The organism is Thermosediminibacter oceani DSM 16646 (assembly GCF_000144645.1).
Lineage (GTDB): Bacteria > Bacillota > Thermosediminibacteria > Thermosediminibacterales > Thermosediminibacteraceae > Thermosediminibacter > Thermosediminibacter oceani.
On sequence record NC_014377.1, the window covers coordinates 515,421 to 539,131 of the forward strand.

A 23,711-nucleotide genomic window follows, 5' to 3' on the forward strand; every position below is an offset into this window, starting at 1 on the left:
GATTTTGGAGGTAGAACTAATTGAATATACTCTTGGTCCATAACCACTACAGACAGCCGGGTGGTGAAGATTCAGTATTTTTCTCCGAAAAGATGCTCCTTTCGGATCAGGGTCACAATGTGTTTTTTTATACCGCTAATAACGCCCAATTGGAGAAATTTAGCGCTGCTGGTATGATTCGAAATACTCTCTGGAATCAAAAAAGCTACTGGGATTTGCGATACCTTATAAGTAAACACAGTGTACAGGTGGCTCACTTCCATAACACCTTTCCTCTTATTTCTCCATCTGCTTATTATGCAGCAAAATCTGAGAATATACCAGTGGTACAAACCCTGCACAATTACCGGCTGCTTTGTCCAAACGCTCTTTTCTTTCGTGCAGGACATGTTTGCGAGGACTGTCTGGGTCGGTTTGTTCCCTGGCCGGGGGTGCTACGCCGCTGTTACCGGGGAAGTATTGCAGCTTCAGGTGTAGTTGCTACCATGCTCACGTTTCATCGAGTTTTAGGAACCTGGAAACGTATGGTGGATGTCTACGTTGCCCTTACCGAGTTTGCTAGACAGAAATTCATTAAAGCTGGTTTTCCGGCAGAAAAAATTGTTGTGAAGCCTAATTTCGTTTATCCCGATCCAGGGGTTGGTGAGGGGAAGGCAGGATTTACTCTTTTTGTTGGGCGTCTTTCACCGGAGAAGGGGCTGGATACTTTACTTGTAGCTTGGGAGCGATTAGAAGGAAAATTGCCATTAAAAATAGTAGGAGATGGACCATTAGCCGGAAAAGTAATCGAGGCGACTCAACGGCTAATAGGTGTGGAATGGTTGGGGCGAAGATCAAGAGAAGAAGTATTGGCCCTTATGAAAGAGGCCAGTTTTCTAATCTTTCCATCGATTTCGCATGAGGGCTTCCCCATGACTATTGTCGAGGCTTTTGCCGTAGGACTCCCGGTTCTCGCAAGTAATATTGGTAACATGTCGAACCTGATCGATCCGGGTCGCACTGGTTTCCACTTCCGCGCTGGCGATTCAGAAGATTTGGCAGCAAAGGTAGAGTGGGCCTGGGCACATACTCGTCAATTGATGGAGATGCGCCGAGAGGCTCGGGCGGAGTACGAGGCGAAGTACACGGCTGAGAAAAATTATGAGATGCTGATGAATATCTACCAACTGGCTATTTCACGGGCAAAGGGGCGAGGATAATGGAGTACGGTTACATTTTACGAAGGCGTTGGATACCATTATTTTTTAAAACGTGACTAAACTTATTAGGATAGATAATTAAATGAATATTCGAGGAGATGAGCGGTACTTTGGGTCTAAGGTTATTGATATATGGTATTAATTATACTCCTGAGCCCACCGGAACCGGCAAGTACACTGGTGAGATGGCGGCATGGCTGGCGGCTCGGGGACACCAAGTTGATGCAATAGTAGGACTGCCACACTACCCGTCTTGGGAAGTTGACCCTGCTTACCAGGACAAAGGGTTTCACACAGAGATAATAGAAGGAGTACGAGTGTTGAGGGTTCCTCACTTTGTACCCTCACCGGAACGCATAGGAGCAATCGAACGCATTCGTTTGGAATCCAGCTTCTCTCTTAAGGCTCTGCGTTACTGGTTACTGTTTTTATTGCAGAACAACAGTTATGATGCCGTAATTGCAATCTGTCCACCTATGCAGGTGGGAGTCTACCCATGGTTGTACCGTCTTTTCAGAGGTGTGCCCTGGATATTTCACATACAGGACCTTCAGGTTGATGTAGCAGTGCGGCTGGGATTACTAAACGGCAAATTGAGCAAGGTGTTATATACTGTTGAGAATTTCTTGTTACGACGCGCTACTAGAGTTTCCACTATTACAGAGGCTATGAGGCGTCGAATTATTGCCAAAGGTGTTCCAGAAAAAAATACCTGGCTTTTTCCTAATTGGTCTGACATTACTTTTATTCGTCCTATGCCACGGAATAACGCCTTTCGTCAAGAACTTCGAGTGGCTGAGGATCAGATTTTATTCATGTATGCGGGAAATATGGGAGAAAAACAGGGATTGGAGTTGGTGCTCCAGGCAGCAGAACACCTACGTTATTATTCTCAGCTTCGCTTTGTGCTAGTGGGAGCTGGGGTAGCAAAGCAACGTTTGGAGAAGATGGCGGAGGAGATGAAACTAACTAATGTGACATTTCTGCCAGTGCAGCCTCTAGAGCGCCTTCCCGAAATGTTAGCAGCAGCAGACGTGCATTTGGTAGTCCAGAAAAGCGAGGCTGCGGATTTAGTTATGCCGTCGAAGCTAACTAATATTTTAGCAGCTGGGCGGCCTGTAGTGGCTACAGCTGACTCGGGCACGGCTCTTCATGATGTACTTACGAGTTACCAAGCAGGTATAGTTACTCCTCCAGGAGACTTAAAAGCGTTTATAGATGCCTTGCAGCTTTTAGCAGAATCGGCAATCCTACGGGAGCAAATGGGACGTAATGCAAGACTTTATGCGGAGCGTTACTTAGATAAGGAGCGGATCCTAAAAGATTTTGAGGACAAGCTCATTACCTTAGTGAGGGAGGTTAGGAAAAGATGAAAAAAGCGTTAATCACTGGAATCACAGGACAGGACGGTTCATACTTAACTGAATTTTTATTGAATAAAGGCTATGAAGTTCACGGTATCATACGCCGTGCCTCTACATTCAACACCGACCGCATCGACCACATTTACCGTGATCCCCATGACCAGGAGGCGCGACTTTTTCTCCATTACGGCGATTTGACTGACGGCACGGGCTTGCGGCGTATTCTGGAGAAGGTGCAGCCCGACGAAGTATATAACCTGGCAGCCCAATCCCATGTCAAAGTTTCTTTCGAGCAGCCCGAGTACACTGCGGACGTAGTGGCAACGGGAACATTGCGCTTACTGGAGGCCCTCAGAGATTACATTAAGGTCTCCGGGCGAGAAGTACGGTTCTACCAGGCCGGTTCTTCGGAAATGTTCGGGGCCTCTCCTCCACCTCAAAATGAAAAAACACCTTTTTATCCCCGCAGCCCTTACGCTGTATCTAAGGTGGCAGCCTATTGGTACGCTGTGAACTACCGCGAGGCCTATGGCATGTTCATCTGCAACGGCATTCTGTTTAACCATGAGTCGCCACGGAGGGGTGAAACCTTCGTTACCCGTAAGATCACCCGAGCGGCCACCAGGATCAAGCTAGGTTTGCAGGATAAGCTCTACCTAGGGAATCTTGATGCTAAAAGGGACTGGGGATATGCGGGAGACTATGTGGAAGCGATGTGGCTTATGCTCCAGCAGAATGAACCGGATGATTACGTGATTGCTACGGGGGAATCTCACTCAGTACGCGAATTTTTGGAAGAAGCCTTCGGTCTATTGGGATTGGATTGGCGGCAGTACGTAGAAATCGATCCCCGCTATTTTCGCCCGACAGAAGTTGAGTTTCTCCTAGGAGATTCTACTAAAGCCCGACAGAAGCTTGGTTGGAAGCCTAAGGTTACATTTAAGGACCTTGTAAAAATGATGGTGGAACATGACCTTTTACTTGCGCATCAAGAAAAGACATTGAAGGACGCGGGTTATGCAGTTGCACTAAGGGGTGTGGCAAGTGCTAATGCATAAAGGAGCCAAAGTTTACGTGGCAGGGCACAAGGGACTGGTAGGTTCAGCTATTTTAAGAAAGCTTCAGGCAGAAGGTTATTCGAATATAGTTACCCGGACTCATCAGGAGTTAGACCTTACGAATCAGCAGGAAGTATACCGATTTTTCGAGACTGAGCGGCCAGAATACGTTTTCCTGGCTGCAGCTAAGGTAGGTGGGATTCTCGCTAACAGCACTTATCCAGCCGTTTTTATTCGCGAAAACTTACTAATCCAGACCAACATTATTGATGCAGCTTATCGTTACGGGGTTAAAAAGCTTCTCTTCCTTGGTTCTTCCTGTATTTATCCTAAATTTGCACCGCAGCCGATAAAGGAAGAGCACCTCCTTACCGGTGCCCTGGAGCCAACCAACGAGCCTTACGCCATAGCCAAAATAGTGGGTATAAAGATGTGCCAGGCCTATAACAAGCAGTACGGTACAAATTTTATCAGCGTGATGCCGACCAACCTTTACGGCCCGGGGGACAACTTTGACCTTGAAACCTCGCACGTTCTGCCGGCTTTGATCCGTAAGTTCCATGAGGCAAAAGTCGCCGGGGCGCCGCACGTCGTTGTCTGGGGTTCGGGCACCCCGCGCCGTGAGTTTCTACACGTGGATGACCTGGCCGATGCTTGCCTGTTTCTGATGAATAATTACGATTCTTCTGAAATTATAAACATTGGGGTTGGCAAAGACCTGACTATCGCGGAGCTTGCTAATTTGATTAAGGAGATAGTAGGGTATAAAGGCGAAATCGTATTTGATACAAGCAAACCTGATGGAACTCCGCGTAAGCTGCTTGATGTTAGCAAGTTATTCAATTTAGGCTGGAGGCCGCGAATTCGTCTGGAAGATGGGATTCGCTCCACGTACGAATGGTATATGCAAAATTACACTTAATGAAGTTATGAATTAGGAACATTAATTTTAATTTCTGTGGAATATAAGAAAACTATAGGGCTTGATACCATAAATTTTAGTTTTACTAAAATTATAATTAGAAGGAGGTATGTCGAATTATGGAGACGGGGTAGTCTTGCGTGGTGATGAGTTGATAGAATTTCTAGATAATCAGTTAGCTAATTATGCCGTGAAACATAAATATGGGAAAGAAGCAAGGTTATATCCAGAAAAGTACGATCCCAATGATAATCGGAATCCTTTTCAACATGATAGAGACAGAATTATTCATTCAAGGGCATTTCGTCGCTTAAAAGGTAAAACTCAAGTCTTTACCGTTTCCCGGAATGATCATATTCGTACCCGTTTAAGCCACACACTAGAGGTAGCTCAACTTTCCCGTTCAGTTGCGAGGGCTTTGCGCCTTAATGAAGACCTGGCTGAAGCTATAGCCCTTGGACACGATCTTGGTCACCCACCTTTTGGGCATGCAGCTGAAGAAGAATTAAACGATATTTTACGTGGTAGAACAAAACTATGGACTTGTGATATTGGCGGATTTAAGCACAATATAAATAGCCTTAAAATAGTGGATTATTTTGAACGTGCTTATGCCGAGTTTCCTGGTCTCAATCTTACCCATTGGACGCGTGAGGGAATTTTAAAGCATACCGGTTTAAATGATAAAAAAGATGGTCTGCAAGTCCATGATCCAACAATTGATATGAGTAAACTACGGCTAGAAGTTGGTGTACCCAGCTTCCTTGAGGGACAAATCGTTGCTGTTTGTGATGAACTTGCACAAGTTACGCACGATCTGGAAGATGCGGGACGGGCCGGCATAGTTCGTGACTTTAGTGAAGAGGCTTCACCCTGGTGTGAAATTGAGATCTTTAGTAAAGCTCTAGAAAGAGCTAGGCAGGAGCGATTTTATGATGAAACCAATCTAAGAAGCAGGCTCATCAGGCATTTAATTAACCTGTTAATGGAAGATTTAATTTCTGCAACTGAAGAGCGTATAAAAAAATGTATTCTCGAGTGTGGGGAGGTTGATCCTGTTAAACAGCCCTTCAGCACTAAAATTGTTGATTTTAGTGCTGACGTGGCCAAGCAAGTTGAAAATCTGCAAAAGCTACTTAGAGAAACTGTTTATGCATCGTACGAAGTCTCGCGGGGAGATATCAAAGCACGCCTGTACATACAAAGTATATTTAAAGCTTATTATGATCATCCATCACGTATGCCCGATTATGTTTACCGCAAATATAATGACGCGAAAGGGGCTTCAGAGAGCGAGGAACTCAAACGCTCAAATCTTGAAAAGTTTAAAGATAAGATAAAAAATGATCCTATTTTTGTTCGGACTATAGTAGAGCATATAGCCGGTATGACCGACCAGTACCTTTTAAACGAATATCGACAATTATTTACCCCGGAGATTTGGTGAATGCTCTATTAATTAAAAAATTGAAAGTCTACCTCAGTAGATCTTTTGCAAATAGATATAGAATAGCCCGCATAAGAAGCGGGCTTTTGCTCTTTAAGGAGTACATTTTTTCATTTCTTACTATTAAAGGCATAAGAAAAGAAAGAACGGTTTCCCAAGCTGAAGGTTGCGGATTCGTCAGTGTCGGAGAAAAGATCTTGTTGGTATTACAAAATTTCCTTATATCACTCTTATGGCAAACTCGGGGCATGAAGCCGTGCAGTAACCGCAGGTGAGGCATTTTTCCCTATTTATATAAGCTTTATTTCTTTCTTCAGCGAATTCCATCGCGTAATTGGGGCACGCTGAAAGGCATGTCTTACATCCTTTGCAGAGGGAGTCTACGACGATAAAGTTCTTTTGGTTTTTCCCAAGCACCGGTGATTTTTCCTCGTCATAGATTCCGTTAAAGTAATTTACGTTAAAATCCACTTCTTCCTTGCTCACCATGCCGACCGCGATAGAGTGGTAGCCTTTTAGATTCCTTGCAAAGTCCATGGATTTTTTGTACTCATTTAGCAGGACCCCTCCGCCGAGGACCTTCATAAGGAGGACGCCTTTTCCCCTGCTGCTTGATACTTCGATAGCTTTTTTCATGTCTTCTACACTTCCGCCAAGTATTCCCACACCTTTGTAATTTATGATTGGGAATACCACATCTATATCGTCCCTCTGTGAAGCAAGCTCGACGACTTTTACATTGTGGGTGGAAATGCCGACCGCCTTTATGTATCCTTTGCTCTTATAGTCAAGAAGGCACTTTAAGGCTTCTTTTCTTACGTCAAAGACATCTTCTCCCACCCTTGCGGCATGCATGAAGAAAATATCAATGTAGTTTCTGTCGAGGGCTCTCAATGCCTCGTCGATGGCTTTTTCCATATCGCTGTAAGTCGATGCCGTGGATTTTGTGGAAATTACGGGATTTATCCCCGTCAGTTTTATTGCTTCCCTTATGGGTTCGTAGGTTTTGTACATCTGGGCCGTATCGATGAAGTTAATGCCTTTTTTTAACGCGTATGCCGTAACTTCAACGCATGAGTCAAGGTCCAAGTTTTTTTGAAGGGGCCCCATGGGAAGGGCTCCAAAACAAAGCTCTGTAACTTCTATGCCCGTCATGCCGAGAACGTTCTTTTTCATAAAAACCCCCACCTTTAACGTAATATTTTAGTAAATATATTTCTACTAAATTTTATATAACCCTTTTTATGGGGGAAATTATATTAAGCGATTGAGCATATCGGTATGAAAAGAGGTGCGGAAACGAAAATTTGTTGTCGACCTTCGGTAGTGCAAAAACTCCAGGGATCGACGATTATACTCAAAATTAAAATTAAAATCGTTTTTTGAAGGATTTCTGAAGTTTGGTGTCGAAATTGTTTAAAAGAAATTCGATGCATTATTTTCAACGTAAATTTTTTTATGACTTATAAGGGATTGAAACTGAGGCCTCGCACTTATCTATAACAGGGTTAAAAGGATTCACAATATAGAAATATATTGTGAAAAACGAATATTTTGGCTCTTATACCCGCAGAGATTAGGGGGTGGGAAGTGACCGCGATATAATGATGAACATTCTGTCGAAGAGGATGCGATGAGAATACCTGTTCCTGGGGTTATCTTGATAAAATATTTGGGGGGGAGATTTACCGTGACAAGAGCAATTATAGGTCCCGGTAAATACGTTCAGGGAAACGGGGTTTTGAAAGATATTAAGGAACATACCATGAAACTGGGCCGCTCATTTTTCATAATCGCCAGCGAAAATGGCATTAAAAGGACAAAGCCCGTGATAGAGGAAAGTTTTGCCGGGGAGAAAGTGGAACTGGTATTTGAACCCTTTAATGGTGAATGTTCCGAAAATGAAATTGAAAGGCTTAAAGGTCTCGCCGAAAAAAATAATTCCCAGGTTATAGTGGGAATCGGAGGCGGAAAAGTTCTTGATACCGCTAAAGCCATAGCCTATTTTCTCAAGCTGCCGGTTGTGGTAGTTCCAACAGTAGCGTCCACGGACGCCCCGTGCAGTGCGCTTTCGGTAATATATACTGACGAAGGCGTATTCAGTAAGTATCTGATCCTGCCGCGAAATCCCGACGTGGTTATGGTGGATACGGGATTTATAGTCAAAGCTCCGGCTAGGTTGCTGGCAGCCGGAATGGGTGATGCTCTCGCCACATACTTTGAGGCAAGGGCGTGCTTCAGGTCCAACGCTACAACTCTGGCCGGCGGTAAAAGCACCAAAGCTGCGATGGCCCTCGCTGAACTGTGCTACAGGACTTTGCTGGAGGATGGCTTGAAGGCGAAGCTGGCCGTGGAGAACAACGCGTGCACTTTGGCTGTCGAAAACATTGTGGAGGCAAATACCTACCTGAGCGGCATAGGTTTCGAGAGCGGGGGACTTGCTGCCGCCCATGCCATCCATAACGGTTTTACGGTTCTCGAAGAGTGCCACCACATGTATCACGGCGAAAAAGTAGCATTTGGCACCATTGTGCAGCTGGTGCTCGAAAACAGCCCGATGGAAGAACTGGAAGAAGTGGTTGGTTTTTGCCTGGATGTAGGGCTCCCCGTCACTCTGGAGGACCTGGGAATCAAGGAAGTAAAAGAGGCGGATATAAGAAAGGTCGCGGAAGCCTCCTGCGCCGAAGGCGAAACCATCCACAACATGCCTTTTAAAGTGACGCCGGAGGATGTATATAACGCCATATTGGGCGCCGACGCTCTTGGCAGAACTTTAAAGAATCAATATATAAGATAGTTCCGGTTGAAATAGAAAATAATTGCCTGAACTAGCCAAAGAGTGCTTAGCAAAAAACCGCTTTTAGGTTATGCGTGAAGTCCCCCTGTCAGGTAGACAGTGGAAATAATTAAAATTCTGCGTAAGGCACCAATCAAAAATGGTTGGTGCTTTCTTTATGCTGTATACCGGCAGGATAGTTGCGATACTCCATTGGCGTCATGCATTTTAAACGTTTCTGGTATCTTTTTGTATTGTAGTAATCTATGTATTCCTCATAGTCATCGCCTTTTGCTCTTTTTAGCCTGCATATACCGAAAATAGTAACCCGAATAAGGTAAAAAATAAGCCCGCATGGGCATTAACACCCATGGGGCGCTTTTAAGCAATTTTCTGTCCTATCGTACATCCTTTAGGAGTGCTTTTTCCTTCCAATTGCCTTTTTTGAAGAAAATGACGGTTATTATAGCTCCAAATACCCAGGCGATTAAAAGGGAAACGAATATTGACTCCGGCCTACCGTTAGGGTATTCTGCACTCCGCGTGAGATAGGCAATACCATAAGCAATGGGTACCCGCAGGAAAATTGTAGTTATCAATGAAAGCCACATAGGAGTCACAGTATCTCCTGCACCGCGCATGACTCCTGAAAGAACCTGTGTCACCGCCATCGCAATATACCCCACGGCAAGAATGCGCATCATTCGCATGCTTAAATCAACGAGCTCAGCTGTATCGGTAAAAATATTCATAAGGTATCTGCCAAAAATCAAGATGATTATTGTTATGACCGTTGAAACTCCCACTGCTATCGCCAAACCTTGACGTGTTCCCAGTTCTACTCTTTTCATCTTTTTTGCCCCAACATTTTGTCCTGCAAATGTGGTCATGGTTATGCCAAAAGTGAAATTTGGCATCATAGCAAACCCGTCTACCCGCATCACGATAACATTACATGCGATGATCATTTCCCCGAAGGTATTTGTGAGCGATTGTACGGTTATCATCGCAAGCGAGAATATGACCTGAGTCAAACCTGATGGCAGCCCCAATCTTAAAAGCTGTAGCACATATTCTTTTATAGGTTTCATCATATTTAAGTTAAAATCAAATAAATCATCCATCTTTTTAAGTTTAATTATACAAAGGACTGCCGAAACCGTCTGGGCAATTACAGTTGCCAATGCTACCCCGGGTACTCCCATATTTAAACCCGCGACAAACCATATGTCTAAAACCACATTAAGAGCGGTAGAAATGAGCAAAAATACCAGCGCGGAAAATGAATCTCCAAGCCCGCGCAAAATTCCCGAGAGTATATTAAAATATGAAAACCCCCAGTTGCCTACTAATAATATCAAAAGATAGTCTTCGCACCAATCTAAAATTGATTCCGGCGTGTTGATGAACACTAGCATCGGACGAATGGCAAACGGTGATATTACCATGATTAACGTCGATACTATAGCCGTGAGCGTTATGCATACACCAATAGATCGGGAAAGCCTTTCCCGGTCCTTTGCACCGAAATACTGGGCGACCATTATACTCGCTCCGCTAGCCACAGCCACGAAAAGTACAAGTAAAAAGTTAAGCACCGGGAAAGCGCTGCCGACAGCAGCCAAAGCATTATCGCCCACATATCTGCCGATCACGATGGAGTCTACAGTATTATAAAGCTGTTGAGCGATGTTGCCGATCAACATCGGAATTGAAAATTCAACAATTCGTTTCCATGGCGTTCCCACAGTCATATCTTTCGGTGAAAAAAGATCCGCAAGCCTTGCCATATTTGTATTTCAACTCCTCTTTAAAGTGTGTTATCACTCATAATTTTATTTATGTATTACCTTTATTAAAAGATAGGTTTACAGCCGAAAATCCGTAAAATCAACCGAAGATATACTCTTTTCCAAGACTCTTTTTACCAATCTTACGTAAGGAGCTTACCTTAGTGTGGCCGAGGTCAAAACTTTCAACCTTTTTCATAGGTAAGGCAATCTACCCAGTTAATTTAGATTATATCACGACTGCGGGAGAAAATTGTAATTTTTTGACGCGGTGCTGTCGCTATTGATTTTTGTCGTCGACCTCCAATAGTGCAAAAACCCCCGGAGATCGACGACAAAAACAAAGTGCCATTAAATTCGCAATTTCTCTAGGATGAAGAGGATTTTTTTATTCTGTGTCGAATTAATTATAGAAAATTAATAAAATATTTTTCCAGCCAAAAGCTTAAATTATTTCTCATTTTAACGGGTTTTTAGCTTACCTATGAGGGATTGAAACGGGGATCTTCCATGGCGTAAAATAAAAAATACTGAAGAGTTTTTAGCTTACCTATGAGGGATTGAAACCCCGTCCGTAGCAACCGGAATATACTTCAGTCGAATGTTTTTAGCTTACCTATGAGGGATTGAAACCAGGTATATCGAGCCCTGCAAAAGCGGCAGTGATCAGTTTTTAGCTTACCTATGAGGGATTGAAACAAACTGGAAAGCTCGTCTATTATCACCATATCAAAAGTTTTTAGCTTACCTATGAGGGATTGAAACCGGCATCCGGATCAATCTCATCGAAGGTTACCGATACTGGGTTTTTAGCTTACCTATGAGGGATTGAAACATTGGATGCTGCGTATCCGCAGTCCACTCCGCTACGTTTTTAGCTTACCTATGAGGGATTGAAACATTCCGTGTTAGTAAGGTGTTTCTCGTATATCTCGTCGTTTTTAGCTTACCTATGAGGGATTGAAACCCAGCTTGGACGGCTCCTGGGTGCTGGACGGCACCGTTTTTAGCTTACCTATGAGGGATTGAAACATTTAGTTACGGTGCGGACAAAGACACATTTTTTATGTTTTTAGCTTACCTATGAGGGATTGAAACATTAGTTCTCCGTCTACCGTTTCGAGGTCCCGAACTTCGTTTTTAGCTTACCTATGAGGGATTGAAACCCGAAAGAAAAAGATTGAGTGTAAATTAAATGAACTTGTTTTTAGCTTACCTATGAGGGATTGAAACAATATATTCCATATTAGACGCAAAAACCACCTTTCAGTTTTTAGCTTACCTATGAGGGATTGAAACTCTACCTGTTTAATCATTGATATAACGGGAGCTACTCCGTTTTTAGCTTACCTATGAGGGATTGAAACTGCCACAATTGCCGGCTCAGTTTATCCTCTCTCTCGTTTTTAGCTTACCTATGAGGGATTGAAACGGGTATCGTACACAGTTTTACTGTTCCGCCGTATATAGGTTTTTAGCTTACCTATGAGGGATTGAAACCATAGTCCGGGCCATAGCAGAGACCACAAACTACGAGTTTTTAGCTTACCTATGAGGGATTGAAACTGCTTAAGGATAGGCTTAAAGAACTACGCAATAAAAAAGTTTTTAGCTTACCTATGAGGGATTGAAACTAGACAATTTATACGCGTCCTATGTTATAGCCTTCTGTGTTTTTAGCTTACCTATGAGGGATTGAAACATACGCCACATCACGCAAGAATAAAAATCGAAAATAAGTTTTTAGCTTACCTATGAGGATTGAAACATATACTTCAGGCTATGGGGACAATGCCAACGACGTGGTTTTTAGCTTACCTATGAGGGATTGAAACTAGGCTTGTCCCTCCTACATAGATTCTTGTCTTTATTGTTTTTAGCTTACCTATGAGGGATTGAAACTCAGGCAAGAATATTCACCGCTAACCAAAGGATACTTCATGTTTTTAGCTTACCTATGAGGGATTGAAACGACCATCTATAACACTAAAACCTTGCTGGCTGCTATGTTTTTAGCTTACCTATGAGGGATTGAAACGCGCCAAGAATCTCCGAAGTAGTGCGCCGTATTGGTCCTGTTTTTAGCTTACCTATGAGGGATTGAAACTTGGATGAGCCTATGACTGTGGCTCATGCCAGGCTGAGTTTTTAGCTTACCTATGAGGGATTGAAACGCCCCTCCCATCAGATGGAACCGGTTCGTGCCGTTTGTTTTTAGCTTACCTATGAGGGATTGAAACATCTTCCGGTTCTTAATTTTGCCGTATCCACACCCGAGTTTTTAGCTTACCTATGAGGGATTGAAACTTCAACAGTAGTCTTTTTTCTGCCTCCACCAAACAAAGTTTTTAGCTTACCTATGAGGGATTGAAACCGCTCTCGACAACCGACACCAGCGTGACGCCCGTCCTGGTTTTTAGCTTACCTATGAGGGATTGAAACGGCTATCCAATTGTCCCTCGCCAGGCAGGAAACCAAAAGTTTTTAGCTTACCTATGAGGGATTGAAACAAGCTACGTATAGAAATTACCTCGACTAAAATTATAGATGTTTTTAGCTTACCTATGAGGGATTGAAACTCTACTCCATCGCCAACAACATGGATCTGCCCGGTGAGTTTTTAGCTTACCTATGAGGGATTGAAACACCAATCGAACAATGACAAAAGGGAAATCCGGATCGGGTTTTTAGCTTACCTATGAGGGATTGAAACAGGAAAAAGCAATTGAAATTTGCGACTTTATTAGGGAGGTTTTTAGCTTACCTATGAGGGATTGAAACTTATACAGTTTGTCATTACGACCGCACGCATAGGCGGCGTTTTTAGCTTACCTATGAGGGATTGAAACAAAAGGCCGACACTCTGGCACATAGCCAGAAATGTCGTTTTTAGCTTACCTATGAGGGATTGAAACTAGGAAAAGTCTTATTAGAAAAGGAGGCATAATATGGGTTTTTAGCTTACCTATGAGGGATTGAAACCCTAATAGATTATTTAGTATGTTTTTTATCTCTCCTGTTTTTAGCTTACCTATGAGGGATTGAAACGAGGTTTTCCGCCTTCGTTAAGGAGCTCCTGGAAGAGTTTTTAGCTTACCTATGAGGGATTGAAACTCGCCAAGGCCCATCTCCTCGAACGTGGGCTTCCACGTTTTTAGCTTACCTATGAGGGATTGAAACTGGCCCTGTCCCACACCTGTTCTTTTCGTGCGATCCATGTTTTTAGCTTACCTATCCTGAAAATAATGATCCCCAAAAAGGCAAAAAAAAACTAAGCCCATACATAATGTAAAAATATGGGATAAATCCTGAGCTTAATGTGCGTAATAACAAAACGCCTAAAAAGTTAAGACGCTACCGCTTCGACCGTAACCTTCAACCCTAAAGACTCAAGCTTCTTCAAAGACTGCCGGATGACCATATTGCGCCTTTTCTCTTCGTAAAAATTCGGACCTAATTCAATATAAGGTTGCCTTCGCTTGAGAATATGATAAACTATAGTTAGGATGCTGTTAGCTACCGCAACCGCTGCTCGATTCGATCCTCTTCGAGCGGCGATGCGGTGGTATTGACTTGAAAGATAAGTATCTTTTGCTCTGGAGGCGGCCCGGGCAGCTTCTACAAGAGCGCTACGCAACTTCTTGTTTCCCTTTCGGGTCCTGGCGGACTTTCGTTTACCGGCGCTTTCATTCTGACCTGAACACAGCCCCGCCCATGAACACAAATGAGCGGCGGAGGGGAACTGATCCATATTGGTTCCGATTTCAGCAATTATCTGTTCAGCAGTCCTTCTTCCCACTCCTGGAATCGTATCCAACAGTGCCAGGTCCTCTTCAAAAGGGAGCATTCGATTTTTAATTTCTTCATCCAATCTTTCTATTTCTTCATCGAGGTAATCAATATGTCTCAACTGTATTTCCAGCATCTTTCTCTGGTGATAATTAATAAATCCTTTTAAAGCGCGCTTTAGATCTTCCTTTTTATTCTTTAACTTACCATGAGAAAGCTCTGCCAGGATTTCGGGGTCATCTACACCGCTGATGAGAGCTTCCAGTATAGCACGGCTGGACATGCCGTTAATATCGGAGACCACCGAAGACAGCTTGATATTGGCTCCTTCGAGCACTTTCTGGATGCGGTTAAGTTCCCTTGAGCGCTCTTCAACAAGGCTGTGCCTGTAACGGACAAGTTCGCGAAGCTCCCTTTGCTCTCTGTCGGGGACGAAGCTGCCTTTTAAAAGGCCGTGGCGGAGTAGACTAGCAATCCATTCAGCATCCTTGACATCGGTTTTTCTGCCAGGCACATTTTTAATATGCTTTGCATTGACAAGGAGGATATTAATATTCTCAAGCTCCAGCAGGTTATAGATGGGCTTCCAGAAAGAACCGGTGCTTACTATCAAATAAAATAGCCGCAAAAAAGGTGGGCTTTTTGCCTAACTCCTATATTTTCACCCCTGCAAATCAGGATAAGGTTGGGGATTTTACATTGATAAAGTCGTTTCAAGAAATGACTTTGGGAGGGGATAAAGATTCGAAAGAGAATGAGGGAATGGGGCCTTTCTATAGGCTTGCTGCCGCCGGGTCCCTTGAATGCGATAACCGACGTTGAAGGTGTTACAGTGGGGCATGTTACTTTAATTTCCGGTGAAGGCAGTCTTATCTCGGGAAAGGGACCCGTGCGGACGGGGGTAACCGCAATAGTCCCCCACTGCGGAAACATCTTTAAGGAAAAGCTAATCGCTTCCTGCTTTGTCGGCAATGGCTTCGGGAAATCCGCTGGCTTGGTACAGGTAAAAGAACTGGGGACGCTAGAGACGCCCATCATCCTCACAAATACCCTATCCGTCGGGACCGCCGTTGACGCTTTGATCGAATACATGCTTTCTTCCAACGATGATATCGGAATTACTACTGGCACTGTAAATCCGGTGGTCCTGGAGTGTAACGACGGCCACCTCAATGACATCAGGGGAAGGCATGTAAAAAAGGAACATGTATTTTCGGCCATAAGCGGTGCAAAGAAAACGTTCGAAACGGGAAGCGTAGGTGCGGGGACCGGCATGATCTGCCACGGGTTTAAAGGCGGTATCGGCACTTCTTCTAGGCGGATTGAAATAGATGCGACAGCCTATACAGTCGGAGCTCTTTTGCTCACCAACTACGGGAGAATGGAGGACCTTATCTTCAACGGGAAAAATGTGGGCAGGATATTGAAGGAAGAAATAAGGGGAAGGGAAAGGGTCGGAGAAAAAGACGAAGGCTCCTGCATAGTTGTAATTGCCACCGATGCTCCGCTCGACGCCCACGGCCTGGAGAGGGTGGCGAAAAGGGGAATCCTGGGTCTTGCGAGGACGGGGTCGTTTATGGGAAACGGAAGCGGGGATATTGCCGTTGCCTTTTCCACGGCCAACAGGATTTACCATTACGGCAGGCCGGTAATTGAAGTTAACACAATTTCTCCCCATTCGGAGGATATAAACAAAATATTTCAGGCCGCGGTAGAAGCAGTTGAAGAGGCCGTATGGGACTCCATGTTTACAGCGGAAAGAATAGTCGGAAGGGACTACCATGAGGCCCCGCTTTTGCCGGTGGAAAGATTTTTGGAGTTGGTGAGGGAAAGGTAATACTTCTTAATAGTTTAGAGAAAAAGTTTTATAGGTGGCCTTTTTGTGGAATGCACTCACGACAGAAAAGTATGAATCAGATCCAAGCACTCCGAAACAATTTCATTGGATGCCCGTCCTACTATTTGAAGCTGCCGAGCGCGCCAATCTAAACTTTTGACCTGATCAGCTAAAATCACGCCTTGAACAGCCAAGCCTACTGGTAATTCCACTTCAAACGGATAGCCTTTTTTTTGCCGGGTGATGGGGCAAAAAACCGCAAATCCTGTTAATTGATTAAATGGTTTCGGTGATAGAACAATCCCCGGCCTTCTTCCTGCTTGTTCATGCCCTGATTGTGGATTGAAATTCACATAAACGAGATCCCCGCGATCCGGCGCTTGCATCAGAACAATTCATTCCCTTCTGTTCCAAAATCAATTTCAGCATGGCGATTTTCCGGCGTTATTTTGGCCAAAAGTTCTTCTAATGTCGGTTTTTTCTTTTTTGGGATCAACTTGATCGCCTGATTCTCAATAATCATTTCCATTTCTGAACCTTGGTGAATCCCAAGCCGTTCAGCAACCACGCTTGGAATACGGATCGCAAGGCTGTTTCCCCATTTTTGCACCTTTGCTGTCATAAGAGGCACCCCTTTTGGTTCGTTTAATTCCATTATACCACCTCACTTTTCTTTTGTATATACATAGTTTATACATAAATTTAAAAAACGATTAATGCAGCCGCTTTTTTAACATATATCACGATTGCGTGATTTGGAAAAACTTTAATATGTGCATATCTCGTTTATGTATAAAGAATAAAAGTTTACAGAATATCTGAAAATTGATATCATGGTAATCGAACACGATAAGAGGAGTGAGCTACGTGCCAAATAGAGCTTTTGATCGGTTGAAACAAGCGTTGAAAGACCTAAATCATGCGCAAGTATCTAGAAAAAACGGAGATCATGATTGGGCTTGTTTCGCCGCTCATCAGGCTGGGGAAAAAGCTGTTAAAGCTCTGCACCTTTATCTAGGCCAGGAAGCGTGGGGGCATGTGATAGCTAGACTTCTAAAAGATCTACCTGAGGGAATTTGCGTCAAGGAAGAACTTATAGAAAAAGCAAAAGTTCTTGATAATTTCTATATACCTGCAAGATATCCTGATAGTCATCCTGATGGAGCGCCTTTTGAACACTACGGTTCATTACAGAGCGGGGAGGCTATAAAATATGCCAGTGAGATCGTTGAATTCGTCCGTTCTCAAATGGCCGGATAAGGAAACTGTTGTTTATTCGCTTTTGGAATGGGTTAAAGAGATCACCCAAAATAGAAATGACATCGTTAAAATCGGATATTTTGGTTCTTATGCCCGGGGAGATTGGGGGGTAGGAAGTGATCTCGATATAATAATCATAGTAAAAAAATCGGACATTCCTTTCAATAACCGTTCTGCAGAATGGGATACAAAAGGCATACCCATTCCTGTGGATCTGTTGGTTTATACGGTAGAAGAGTATGAAAATATGAAAGCCATGAATTCGGGATTTAGTAAATCGATTGAAAAGGAAGTTGTATGGATTTATCCTTTATGATAGCCCTAGGTTTATTTTTATTTCGAAAGGCTAGAAGAGCTTGGGTCATTTGTTGTATTTTTAATAAAGATTTTCACCAGACTAGACAGGGCAAGGCATAAAACTTTGCCCTTTTTACTTTTTTATTAGATAAGAAGGAAATTTAAAATTTTTTGTTGAAATATAATACAAGCGTTTTGCAAGGTAAATTATTCCAAAGGAGGAAGGGGTATTGGCGTTTTTATTCAATGATTTTACCGCCGAAGAAAGAAATTTATTGCTCGCCGCCTTGCTCCACGATATAGGTAAATTCTGGCAGAGAACACAGGATGAACCGATGCGCCGTATTGTCAGCGAAAATTACAGGGCGTTCTATGAAGCAAGGAACCATAGCTCTCCGGGGCACCAGGATTGGAGTGCGTATTTTTGCGAAACCTTTGTGAAAATCCGGGAAGTAACGAACGCGGTAATAAACCATCACGGTCCTTCAGAAAGACTTCATTATTTTGTTAGTGCAGGAGATTGCCTTTCTGCCGGGGAAAGGTTAGATATCGCTGAGGAAAAAGGCGGGGAAATAAGGCAGCTGGTTTCGATCCTCTCCTGCATTGAACTTGATGGCCTACGGTCGAAAAAGGCTTATTATAAAAAACTGGTCCCGCTTGGTGAATATTGCGTACCTGAAGAGGAGCCTTCGCCAAATCCGAAGCAAGGTTATAAAGAGTTGTGGGATGCTTTTATAAAAGCGTTTAATAGCATCCAAAATTTCGATGACCCCGTAGAGTTAACAAAACTTTACAGTATACTGGAAGAATATACATTCAATATACCTTCTGCCTACTACTATTCCATGCCCGACATTTCCCTTTGGGCTCATCTTAAAACAGCAGCTGCTATAGCCTTTGCGCTTTACAGGGAATTGGAAGGAAAACCAAATCAGCATGTAATAAGCAAGCTGGATAGTATAATAAGGCGTCCTTCTGCCGTGGAGGAAGACCTTTTTTGCCTGGTAAAAGGCGACATCTCGGGTATTCAGGACTTTGTCTACGACACAAAAATGGATGGGGCTACAAAAGCTTTGAGGGGGAAATCCTTTTATTTGTCTTACCTCATGACGGTAATTCCCAAGTACATTTTGAAGAAAGAAAGGCTTCCTATAACTAACCTTCTTTACAGCGGTGGCGGACACTTTTACTTGATTATGCACGGAAGATTTTTGCAAAAATTAGATGAGTATCAAAAAGAACTAGACGGCCTTTTTTTAGACGCCCACCACGGCGAGTTAGCTTTGCTGCTGAAGGGAGTTACGCTAAAGCCCGCGGATTTTAGAGTCAAAGACGGAAAGCTTCCGGAAAAATTTGAGGAACTGGGCAAGCTCCTTCAGGAGGAGAAAAACAGGAAGTTTTATAGCATATTAAAAGAAGACCAAAAAATGGTTTTCGGTCCCTTTAAAGAGAAGGGCGAGCCTTGCCCTCACTGCGGAAATCCGGTAAAAGAAGATGAATGCCCTTTCTGCAGAAGCTTTGAAAGGTTGGGCGAGAACTTAATAAAGAAAAAATTCCTCGTAGAAGAATGGAAGGAAAAGAGCGAGAGGCAAAAGGGGAGTATTGAAAAAGTTGAAGACATATTCAAAAGATTGGGCGTTTCGGTAGAATTCACCGACGAGGCTTTAGAAAAAGACTACTCTTTTGCAGTAAAACGAGAAGAATGGGACTTTAAAAAATGCTGCGGCTACATGAAGATTCCGGTTGGGATGAAGCTAGACCAGAAAGGCAATATCATCACCTTCGATGAAATTTCGGATTCTGCTAAGGGAATAAAGGTATGGGGAGTGCTGCGGGGGGATGTGGACAACCTAGGAAGAATTTTTAGGGAGGGCTTGGGGCAGAATCGCTCTTTTGCAAGGATTATGACTTTGTCCCAGGAAATGGCCCAGTTTTTCGGCCCGAGTTTGGAGCGTATGTTAAACCGTTTGGGCAGTTGCGATAAATCCCATAGTTACGAAAACTGTGCCGTCATTTATGCGGGCGGCGATGACTTTTTCCTGGTAGGCCCGTGGGATGCCATGCCCTATGTGGCGGAGGAGATAAAAAAAGAATTTTATAGATATACGGGGCACAACCCTGCGATAACAGTGTCCATGGCTTTTGATATTGCACCCGACAAAAAATTTCCTCTATACAGGGTCGCGCAAACCGCAGGCGAAAATCTGGAAAATGCGAAGCACTTCAAGGATCCAGTAAGAAAAAAAGAGAAAAATTGCTTTGCCTTTGCGGGTGTGCCTATCGGGTGGGAGGATTTTGATAAGTTTAAAGATGTTAAAGAAAAATTGTTCAAGGCATTGGATGAATTAAAAGTGTCGCGGTCGCTGCTTGGGATTATTTACAGGGTTTGTAGGGAATATGAAGTTTCGGCTAACGAAGATGGAAAGATGTTCAGATCGTGGAGGCTCTTTTACTATGTCGCTCGCCTGAAAGAAAGAAACAAAAAGGCTGAAGACATATTGGATAAATTGATCTATTTATTGATTGAAAAGGGAAACAAGCTCTATAAATATGCCTTCCAATCGGCCCGGTGGGCGGAATTTGAGACAAGGAAATGAGGAGGTTTTTTGAATGGCTTGGGAGAGCAATAGAAAAGGGAAATCCGATTCTTTCAATGACGTGAAAGAAATAGAAGAAAGGTTGCCTTCAGCCCTAGATAAAAATAAAGATCCAAATGGGGATGACTTCTTTTACTGCGCCGAGAAGACGGGAAAGCTGCTGGCTACAAAGCGCGTGAGCGTATCTCAAATAAGAAAAATTTTTAATAAAGCAAGAAGGATAAAATACGAAGAAAATGGGATTTTCGAGCTTAGGATGCTGAAAGCCGTAATTGCTTATACAGCGGGGAGATTCCCCGAAAACATGAAGGAGTTCAAGGGGATTTTTACAAAGGCCATCGAAATTGCTGAAAAAAGCGAAGAAAATCTCAAGAGATTTAAGCAATTTTTCGAGGCGGTAGTCGCCTACCACAGATCTTACGGTGGAAGAGAATAAATGGAGGTGGATTTTGTGAAGGATTTAAAACTCGCCGGCAAATATATAATAACATCCGAAATTGTCGCACTAACGGGACTTCATATAGGGACTTCATCAAACACCCTTGAAATAGGCGGTGTGGACAATTCGGTAGTGAAAGATGCTTTAGGTAGGCCTTATATCCCGGGGAGTTCCTTAAAAGGCAAAATGAGGGCGTTACTGGAGTATGCGGAAGGTCTGATTACCATGGTATATGTTGTACATAATGAAAGGAATGAATCTTCCAATACGCGTATTCACATGTGCAAAAAAGAAGATTGCGCCGTCTGCAATATTTTCGGCAGGAATCACGGCAAACACAAAGTTGTTGATGGGAATGATCCCCGGGGTTATAGGCCAGTAGATTTTACCGATGCCGTTACTCCCACCAGGCTTATAGTTCGGGATGCGACGTTAATAAAAGAGAGCATCACAGAACAAATGAAGGAAAATATGGATTTTGAATGGACTGAGGTAAAATTTGAAAACAACCTAGATAGGGTAACTTCTGCCGCTAATCCTCGCCAGACCGAAAGGGTTCCGGCAGGGGCCCGGTTTAAATCGGAGATGGTTTTAACCGTATTTCAAGGTGAAGGAACGAAATACATTGAAAAATTACTCGAAGCCATGCTGCTTTTGGAAGACGATTACCTAGGGGGTCAGGGCACGCGCGGGTACGGCCGCATAGCTTTTGAAAAAGTAAGTATAGCGTTTAGGAGTGTAGGATATTACGAAGGACGAGAAGAAGAACAGGTAATAGTCGAGAATTGTCCCAGCCTAAGGGAAGCCCTTGGGAAAATAAAGCGGGGATGAAAGCTTATGGATTCTGGCGTGAAAAGATACAGGGTAAAACTTAAGTTCAAAGGACCCGTTCATTTCGGCTACAAAGAAAAGACCTATAATTTAACCGAAACTTTTGCCCATTCCGATACGCTTTTTAGCGGCATTGTCAACTGCTATTCCCTGCTTTACGGCAAAGCTGCCGCGGATAATCTTGTCGAAATGTTCTTCGATAATCCGCCTTTTAAAATATCTTCGGCATTTTTGTACGCGAATGACGAATTTTTTGTGCCAAGGCCCCTTAATATGGACCTGACGCCCATTACCGGCGATTATAAAAAGGCAAAAAAGGTAAAATACGTTCCGTTAGATTTTATCCTCGCCAGGGATGGCGGCGGAAAAGCAAATAAGGACTACAGAGTGGAACATGGCATCTTGGCGAGGAAGGATATGGATACTCCCTATGTAATCTCCGAAAGGCCAAGAGTGAAAATAGACCGCGGTGATTTCAGCACCGAAATTTACTATGTGAGTGGCTGCTATTTTCGCGAAGGGGCAGGACTGTGGTTTTTCCTCGATATATACGATGATTCTGAAGAAGAAAAGGTCAAAGCAGCCATAAGGCTTTTGGGCGACGAGGGTATTGGTGGTGAAAGGACCTACGGTTTCGGAAGCTTTGAAGCCGGTATTGAAGAATATAATGAGAAGAAAGGAAACGGCTCTGGAGATTGGCTTTTGCTTTCCTTATATTACCCACGCATGGATGAAAAGGTAGCTGATATAATTAAAGCTTTTTCGCTTTTGGAGAGAGCCGGGTACTCATATTCTCCTTTTAATCAACAAGCGAGAAAGAAAAAAGTCAGAATGCTGGCGGAGGGTAGTGTTTTTAAGAAGGATGTTCAGGGGATGGTGGTTGACGTTTCGCCAGGTGAGGATGTCGGTCATAAAATTTTAAAATATGGCCTTGCCTATACTGTGCCGATTTTTAACAGAAAGTGAGGTGAAAAAATTTTGGAGAAACCTTTTCAGTATGAAGTAGAGATAATATCGCCTGTGAATATTGGGGATGGGAATCGTTATAGAGAATTTGAATACATTATTGAAGGTGACTCAATAGGTTTTATCGATGTGATAAAGCTTCTAAAATCCAATAAAGATAACACAAGTTTTATTGATTATTTTTATCGATCAATTGATTCTTTTCGCTTTAGCTGGCAGGATGCGTTAAAATACGCTCCTAAAATCGATATTAGCGAATTTATAAGCTATCAAGTTAAGCCTTGCGGTGCGTCACGCGTAAAAGGAGATATAGTATCCTTTATTAAAACCACCGGATATCCTTATATACCGGGTTCAAGCTTGAAAGGCTCTTTCAGAACGGGACTTATGAGAGGCGTATGGCCTTCTATAGAAGAGGAGTATAAAGCAAAATTAGATGATACCTTGCGGGAGAAAGATAAAAAGCTAAAAGAGATTGACGATTACCCAGAAGAAGAAACCTTTGGCAAACCTCATTATTCGCCCTTCAAGTTTGTGAGGTTTTCTGATTCTTCACTATTGCCGCTGGATGCCTTGGGAATTTATGAAATGAAGATTTTGAATATATGCCACGGGAAAGCAAAATGGTTTAAGAAAAATGAAAATGTAGAAGAAAGTGAAAATGCTACGGCTATTTATATTGAAGCGCTAAAACCCGGCATCAGAGCTGAAGGTTTTTTTGAAATAAAACAAAGAACCAAAAATGAAGAGATTTACCGTATAATCAAAAACGTGTGGATTTTGAAAAATGCTTTTAATGCAATAAGAAATGACACGAAAAGGTACATAGAAGGCGAAAAGTATTTTTATAAAGAATACGGTTTGGACCAGGTGGCGAATTTTTATCAGAGGCTGGAAGAACTAAATGGGAAATTGGGGGAAAATGAGATATTACTCCAAATAGGTTTTGGAACCGGGTATCTTTCAAAGACTATAGGCTGTTTTCTTTCCGCAGAAGATTTAAAGAAGCTTTCAAAGCAAGGGGTGCGCATTTCAGATGCTAATTTATTCCCTAAAACGAGGCGTATAATTTTCGCAAACGGAAACCCCGATACTGTCCCGGGGTGGGTAAAAATTACTTTTAGAGAGGTTTAATAAAT

Annotated in this window: 19 protein-coding genes, 1 pseudogene and 1 CRISPR repeat array; of the genes and pseudogenes, 14 read left to right on the forward strand and 6 right to left on the reverse strand. The window is 43.1% G+C overall.

Translation table 11 applies throughout. The features are described 5' to 3' along the window. Window positions 1-20: 20 nt before the first annotated feature. From TOCE_RS02575 to dgt, 5 genes are all read left to right on the forward strand, one after another. Window positions 21-1,199, forward strand: a complete 1,179-nt coding sequence (locus tag TOCE_RS02575; protein WP_013275333.1) for a glycosyltransferase family 4 protein — start codon at window positions 21-23, stop codon at window positions 1,197-1,199. 98 nt (window positions 1,200-1,297) lie between these two features. After that, on the forward strand, window positions 1,298-2,572 hold the full coding sequence (locus tag TOCE_RS02580; RefSeq protein WP_041423835.1) for a WcaI family glycosyltransferase: 1,275 nt from the start codon (window positions 1,298-1,300) through the stop codon (window positions 2,570-2,572). Then, window positions 2,569-3,621 (forward strand): GDP-mannose 4,6-dehydratase, encoded by a 1,053-nt coding sequence (gene gmd, locus TOCE_RS02585; RefSeq protein WP_013275335.1) that lies wholly within the window; start codon window positions 2,569-2,571, stop codon window positions 3,619-3,621. Before TOCE_RS02580 ends, gmd begins: the two co-directional genes overlap by 4 nt. Further along, entirely contained in the window at window positions 3,614-4,543 is a 930-nt protein-coding gene (gene fcl, locus TOCE_RS02590) for a GDP-L-fucose synthase (RefSeq protein ID WP_013275336.1), read from the forward strand. The genes gmd and fcl overlap by 8 nt, the downstream gene beginning before the upstream one ends. Before the next feature lie 109 nt (window positions 4,544-4,652). Next, window positions 4,653-5,990: a dGTP triphosphohydrolase gene (dgt, locus tag TOCE_RS02595; protein ID WP_013275337.1), complete on the forward strand. Its 1,338-nt coding sequence runs from the start codon at window positions 4,653-4,655 to the stop codon at window positions 5,988-5,990. Window positions 5,991-6,209: 219 nt separating this feature from the next. Here dgt and TOCE_RS02600 read toward each other — a convergent pair whose 3' ends face one another. After that, on the reverse strand, window positions 6,210-7,166 hold the full coding sequence (locus TOCE_RS02600) for an aldo/keto reductase (protein WP_013275339.1): 957 nt from the start codon (window positions 7,164-7,166) through the stop codon (window positions 6,210-6,212). Window positions 7,167-7,680: 514 nt separating this feature from the next. Here TOCE_RS02600 and TOCE_RS02605 point away from each other — a divergent pair. Further along, a complete protein-coding gene (locus TOCE_RS02605; RefSeq protein WP_041424025.1) occupies window positions 7,681-8,787 on the forward strand; it encodes a glycerol dehydrogenase in 1,107 nt (368 codons plus the stop codon). Window positions 8,788-8,920: 133 nt separating this feature from the next. Here the strand turns inward: TOCE_RS02605 and TOCE_RS12860 are convergent, their stop codons facing one another. From TOCE_RS12860 to TOCE_RS02615, 3 genes and pseudogenes are all read right to left on the reverse strand, one after another. After that, window positions 8,921-9,112 carry an IS3 family transposase gene (locus tag TOCE_RS12860; RefSeq protein ID WP_083768521.1) on the reverse strand — a complete coding sequence of 64 codons (192 nt, stop codon included), beginning with the start codon at window positions 9,110-9,112 and terminating at the stop codon, window positions 8,921-8,923. A gap of 52 nt (window positions 9,113-9,164) precedes the next feature. Next, entirely contained in the window at window positions 9,165-10,556 is a 1,392-nt protein-coding gene (locus TOCE_RS02610; RefSeq protein WP_013275341.1) for an MATE family efflux transporter, read from the reverse strand. A 469-nt stretch (window positions 10,557-11,025) separates the two neighbouring features. Further along, window positions 11,026-13,736: direct repeats of the CRISPR family, unit length 30 nt; unit sequence GTTTTTAGCTTACCTATGAGGGATTGAAAC. 166 nt (window positions 13,737-13,902) lie between these two features. Then, window positions 13,903-14,949 (reverse strand): annotated as a pseudogene (locus TOCE_RS02615) (IS110 family RNA-guided transposase); the annotation flags it as partial. A 150-nt stretch (window positions 14,950-15,099) separates the two neighbouring features. Between TOCE_RS02615 and TOCE_RS02620 the strand changes: the two are divergent. After that, a complete protein-coding gene (locus tag TOCE_RS02620) occupies window positions 15,100-16,182 on the forward strand; it encodes a DmpA family aminopeptidase (protein WP_013275343.1) in 1,083 nt (360 codons plus the stop codon). A 56-nt stretch (window positions 16,183-16,238) separates the two neighbouring features. Here the strand turns inward: TOCE_RS02620 and TOCE_RS02625 are convergent, their stop codons facing one another. Together TOCE_RS02625 and TOCE_RS02630 are read right to left on the reverse strand one after the other, a co-directional pair. Further along, complete coding sequence (locus TOCE_RS02625; RefSeq protein WP_013275344.1) at window positions 16,239-16,568, reverse strand: type II toxin-antitoxin system PemK/MazF family toxin; 330 nt, start codon at window positions 16,566-16,568, stop codon at window positions 16,239-16,241. Beyond that, entirely contained in the window at window positions 16,568-16,837 is a 270-nt protein-coding gene (locus TOCE_RS02630; RefSeq protein ID WP_013275345.1) for an AbrB/MazE/SpoVT family DNA-binding domain-containing protein, read from the reverse strand. Before TOCE_RS02630 ends, TOCE_RS02625 begins: the two co-directional genes overlap by 1 nt. Window positions 16,838-17,049: 212 nt before the next feature. Here TOCE_RS02630 and TOCE_RS02635 point away from each other — a divergent pair, with 212 nt between their 5' ends. The 7 genes from TOCE_RS02635 (at window position 17,050) to csm5 (ending at window position 23,706) form a co-directional block, all read left to right on the forward strand. Beyond that, window positions 17,050-17,442, forward strand: a complete 393-nt coding sequence (locus tag TOCE_RS02635) for a HEPN domain-containing protein (protein ID WP_013275346.1) — start codon at window positions 17,050-17,052, stop codon at window positions 17,440-17,442. Continuing rightward, a complete protein-coding gene (locus TOCE_RS02640; protein WP_013275347.1) occupies window positions 17,396-17,758 on the forward strand; it encodes a nucleotidyltransferase domain-containing protein in 363 nt (120 codons plus the stop codon). The genes TOCE_RS02635 and TOCE_RS02640 overlap by 47 nt, the downstream gene beginning before the upstream one ends. Window positions 17,759-17,969: 211 nt before the next feature. After that, on the forward strand, window positions 17,970-20,336 hold the full coding sequence (gene cas10, locus TOCE_RS02645; protein WP_013275348.1) for a type III-A CRISPR-associated protein Cas10/Csm1: 2,367 nt from the start codon (window positions 17,970-17,972) through the stop codon (window positions 20,334-20,336). 13 nt (window positions 20,337-20,349) lie between these two features. Beyond that, on the forward strand, window positions 20,350-20,772 hold the full coding sequence (gene csm2, locus TOCE_RS02650) for a type III-A CRISPR-associated protein Csm2 (protein ID WP_013275349.1): 423 nt from the start codon (window positions 20,350-20,352) through the stop codon (window positions 20,770-20,772). A gap of 15 nt (window positions 20,773-20,787) precedes the next feature. Beyond that, the gene (gene csm3, locus TOCE_RS02655; protein ID WP_013275350.1) at window positions 20,788-21,606 is read left to right on the forward strand and encodes a type III-A CRISPR-associated RAMP protein Csm3; all 819 of its coding nucleotides are present in this window, start codon (window positions 20,788-20,790) and stop codon (window positions 21,604-21,606) included. A 6-nt stretch (window positions 21,607-21,612) separates the two neighbouring features. Beyond that, complete coding sequence (gene csm4 / locus TOCE_RS02660; RefSeq protein ID WP_013275351.1) at window positions 21,613-22,572, forward strand: type III-A CRISPR-associated RAMP protein Csm4; 960 nt, start codon at window positions 21,613-21,615, stop codon at window positions 22,570-22,572. Between the two features lie 12 nt (window positions 22,573-22,584). Then, window positions 22,585-23,706: a type III-A CRISPR-associated RAMP protein Csm5 gene (gene csm5 / locus TOCE_RS02665; protein WP_013275352.1), complete on the forward strand. Its 1,122-nt coding sequence runs from the start codon at window positions 22,585-22,587 to the stop codon at window positions 23,704-23,706. Window positions 23,707-23,711: the final 5 nt, after the last annotated feature.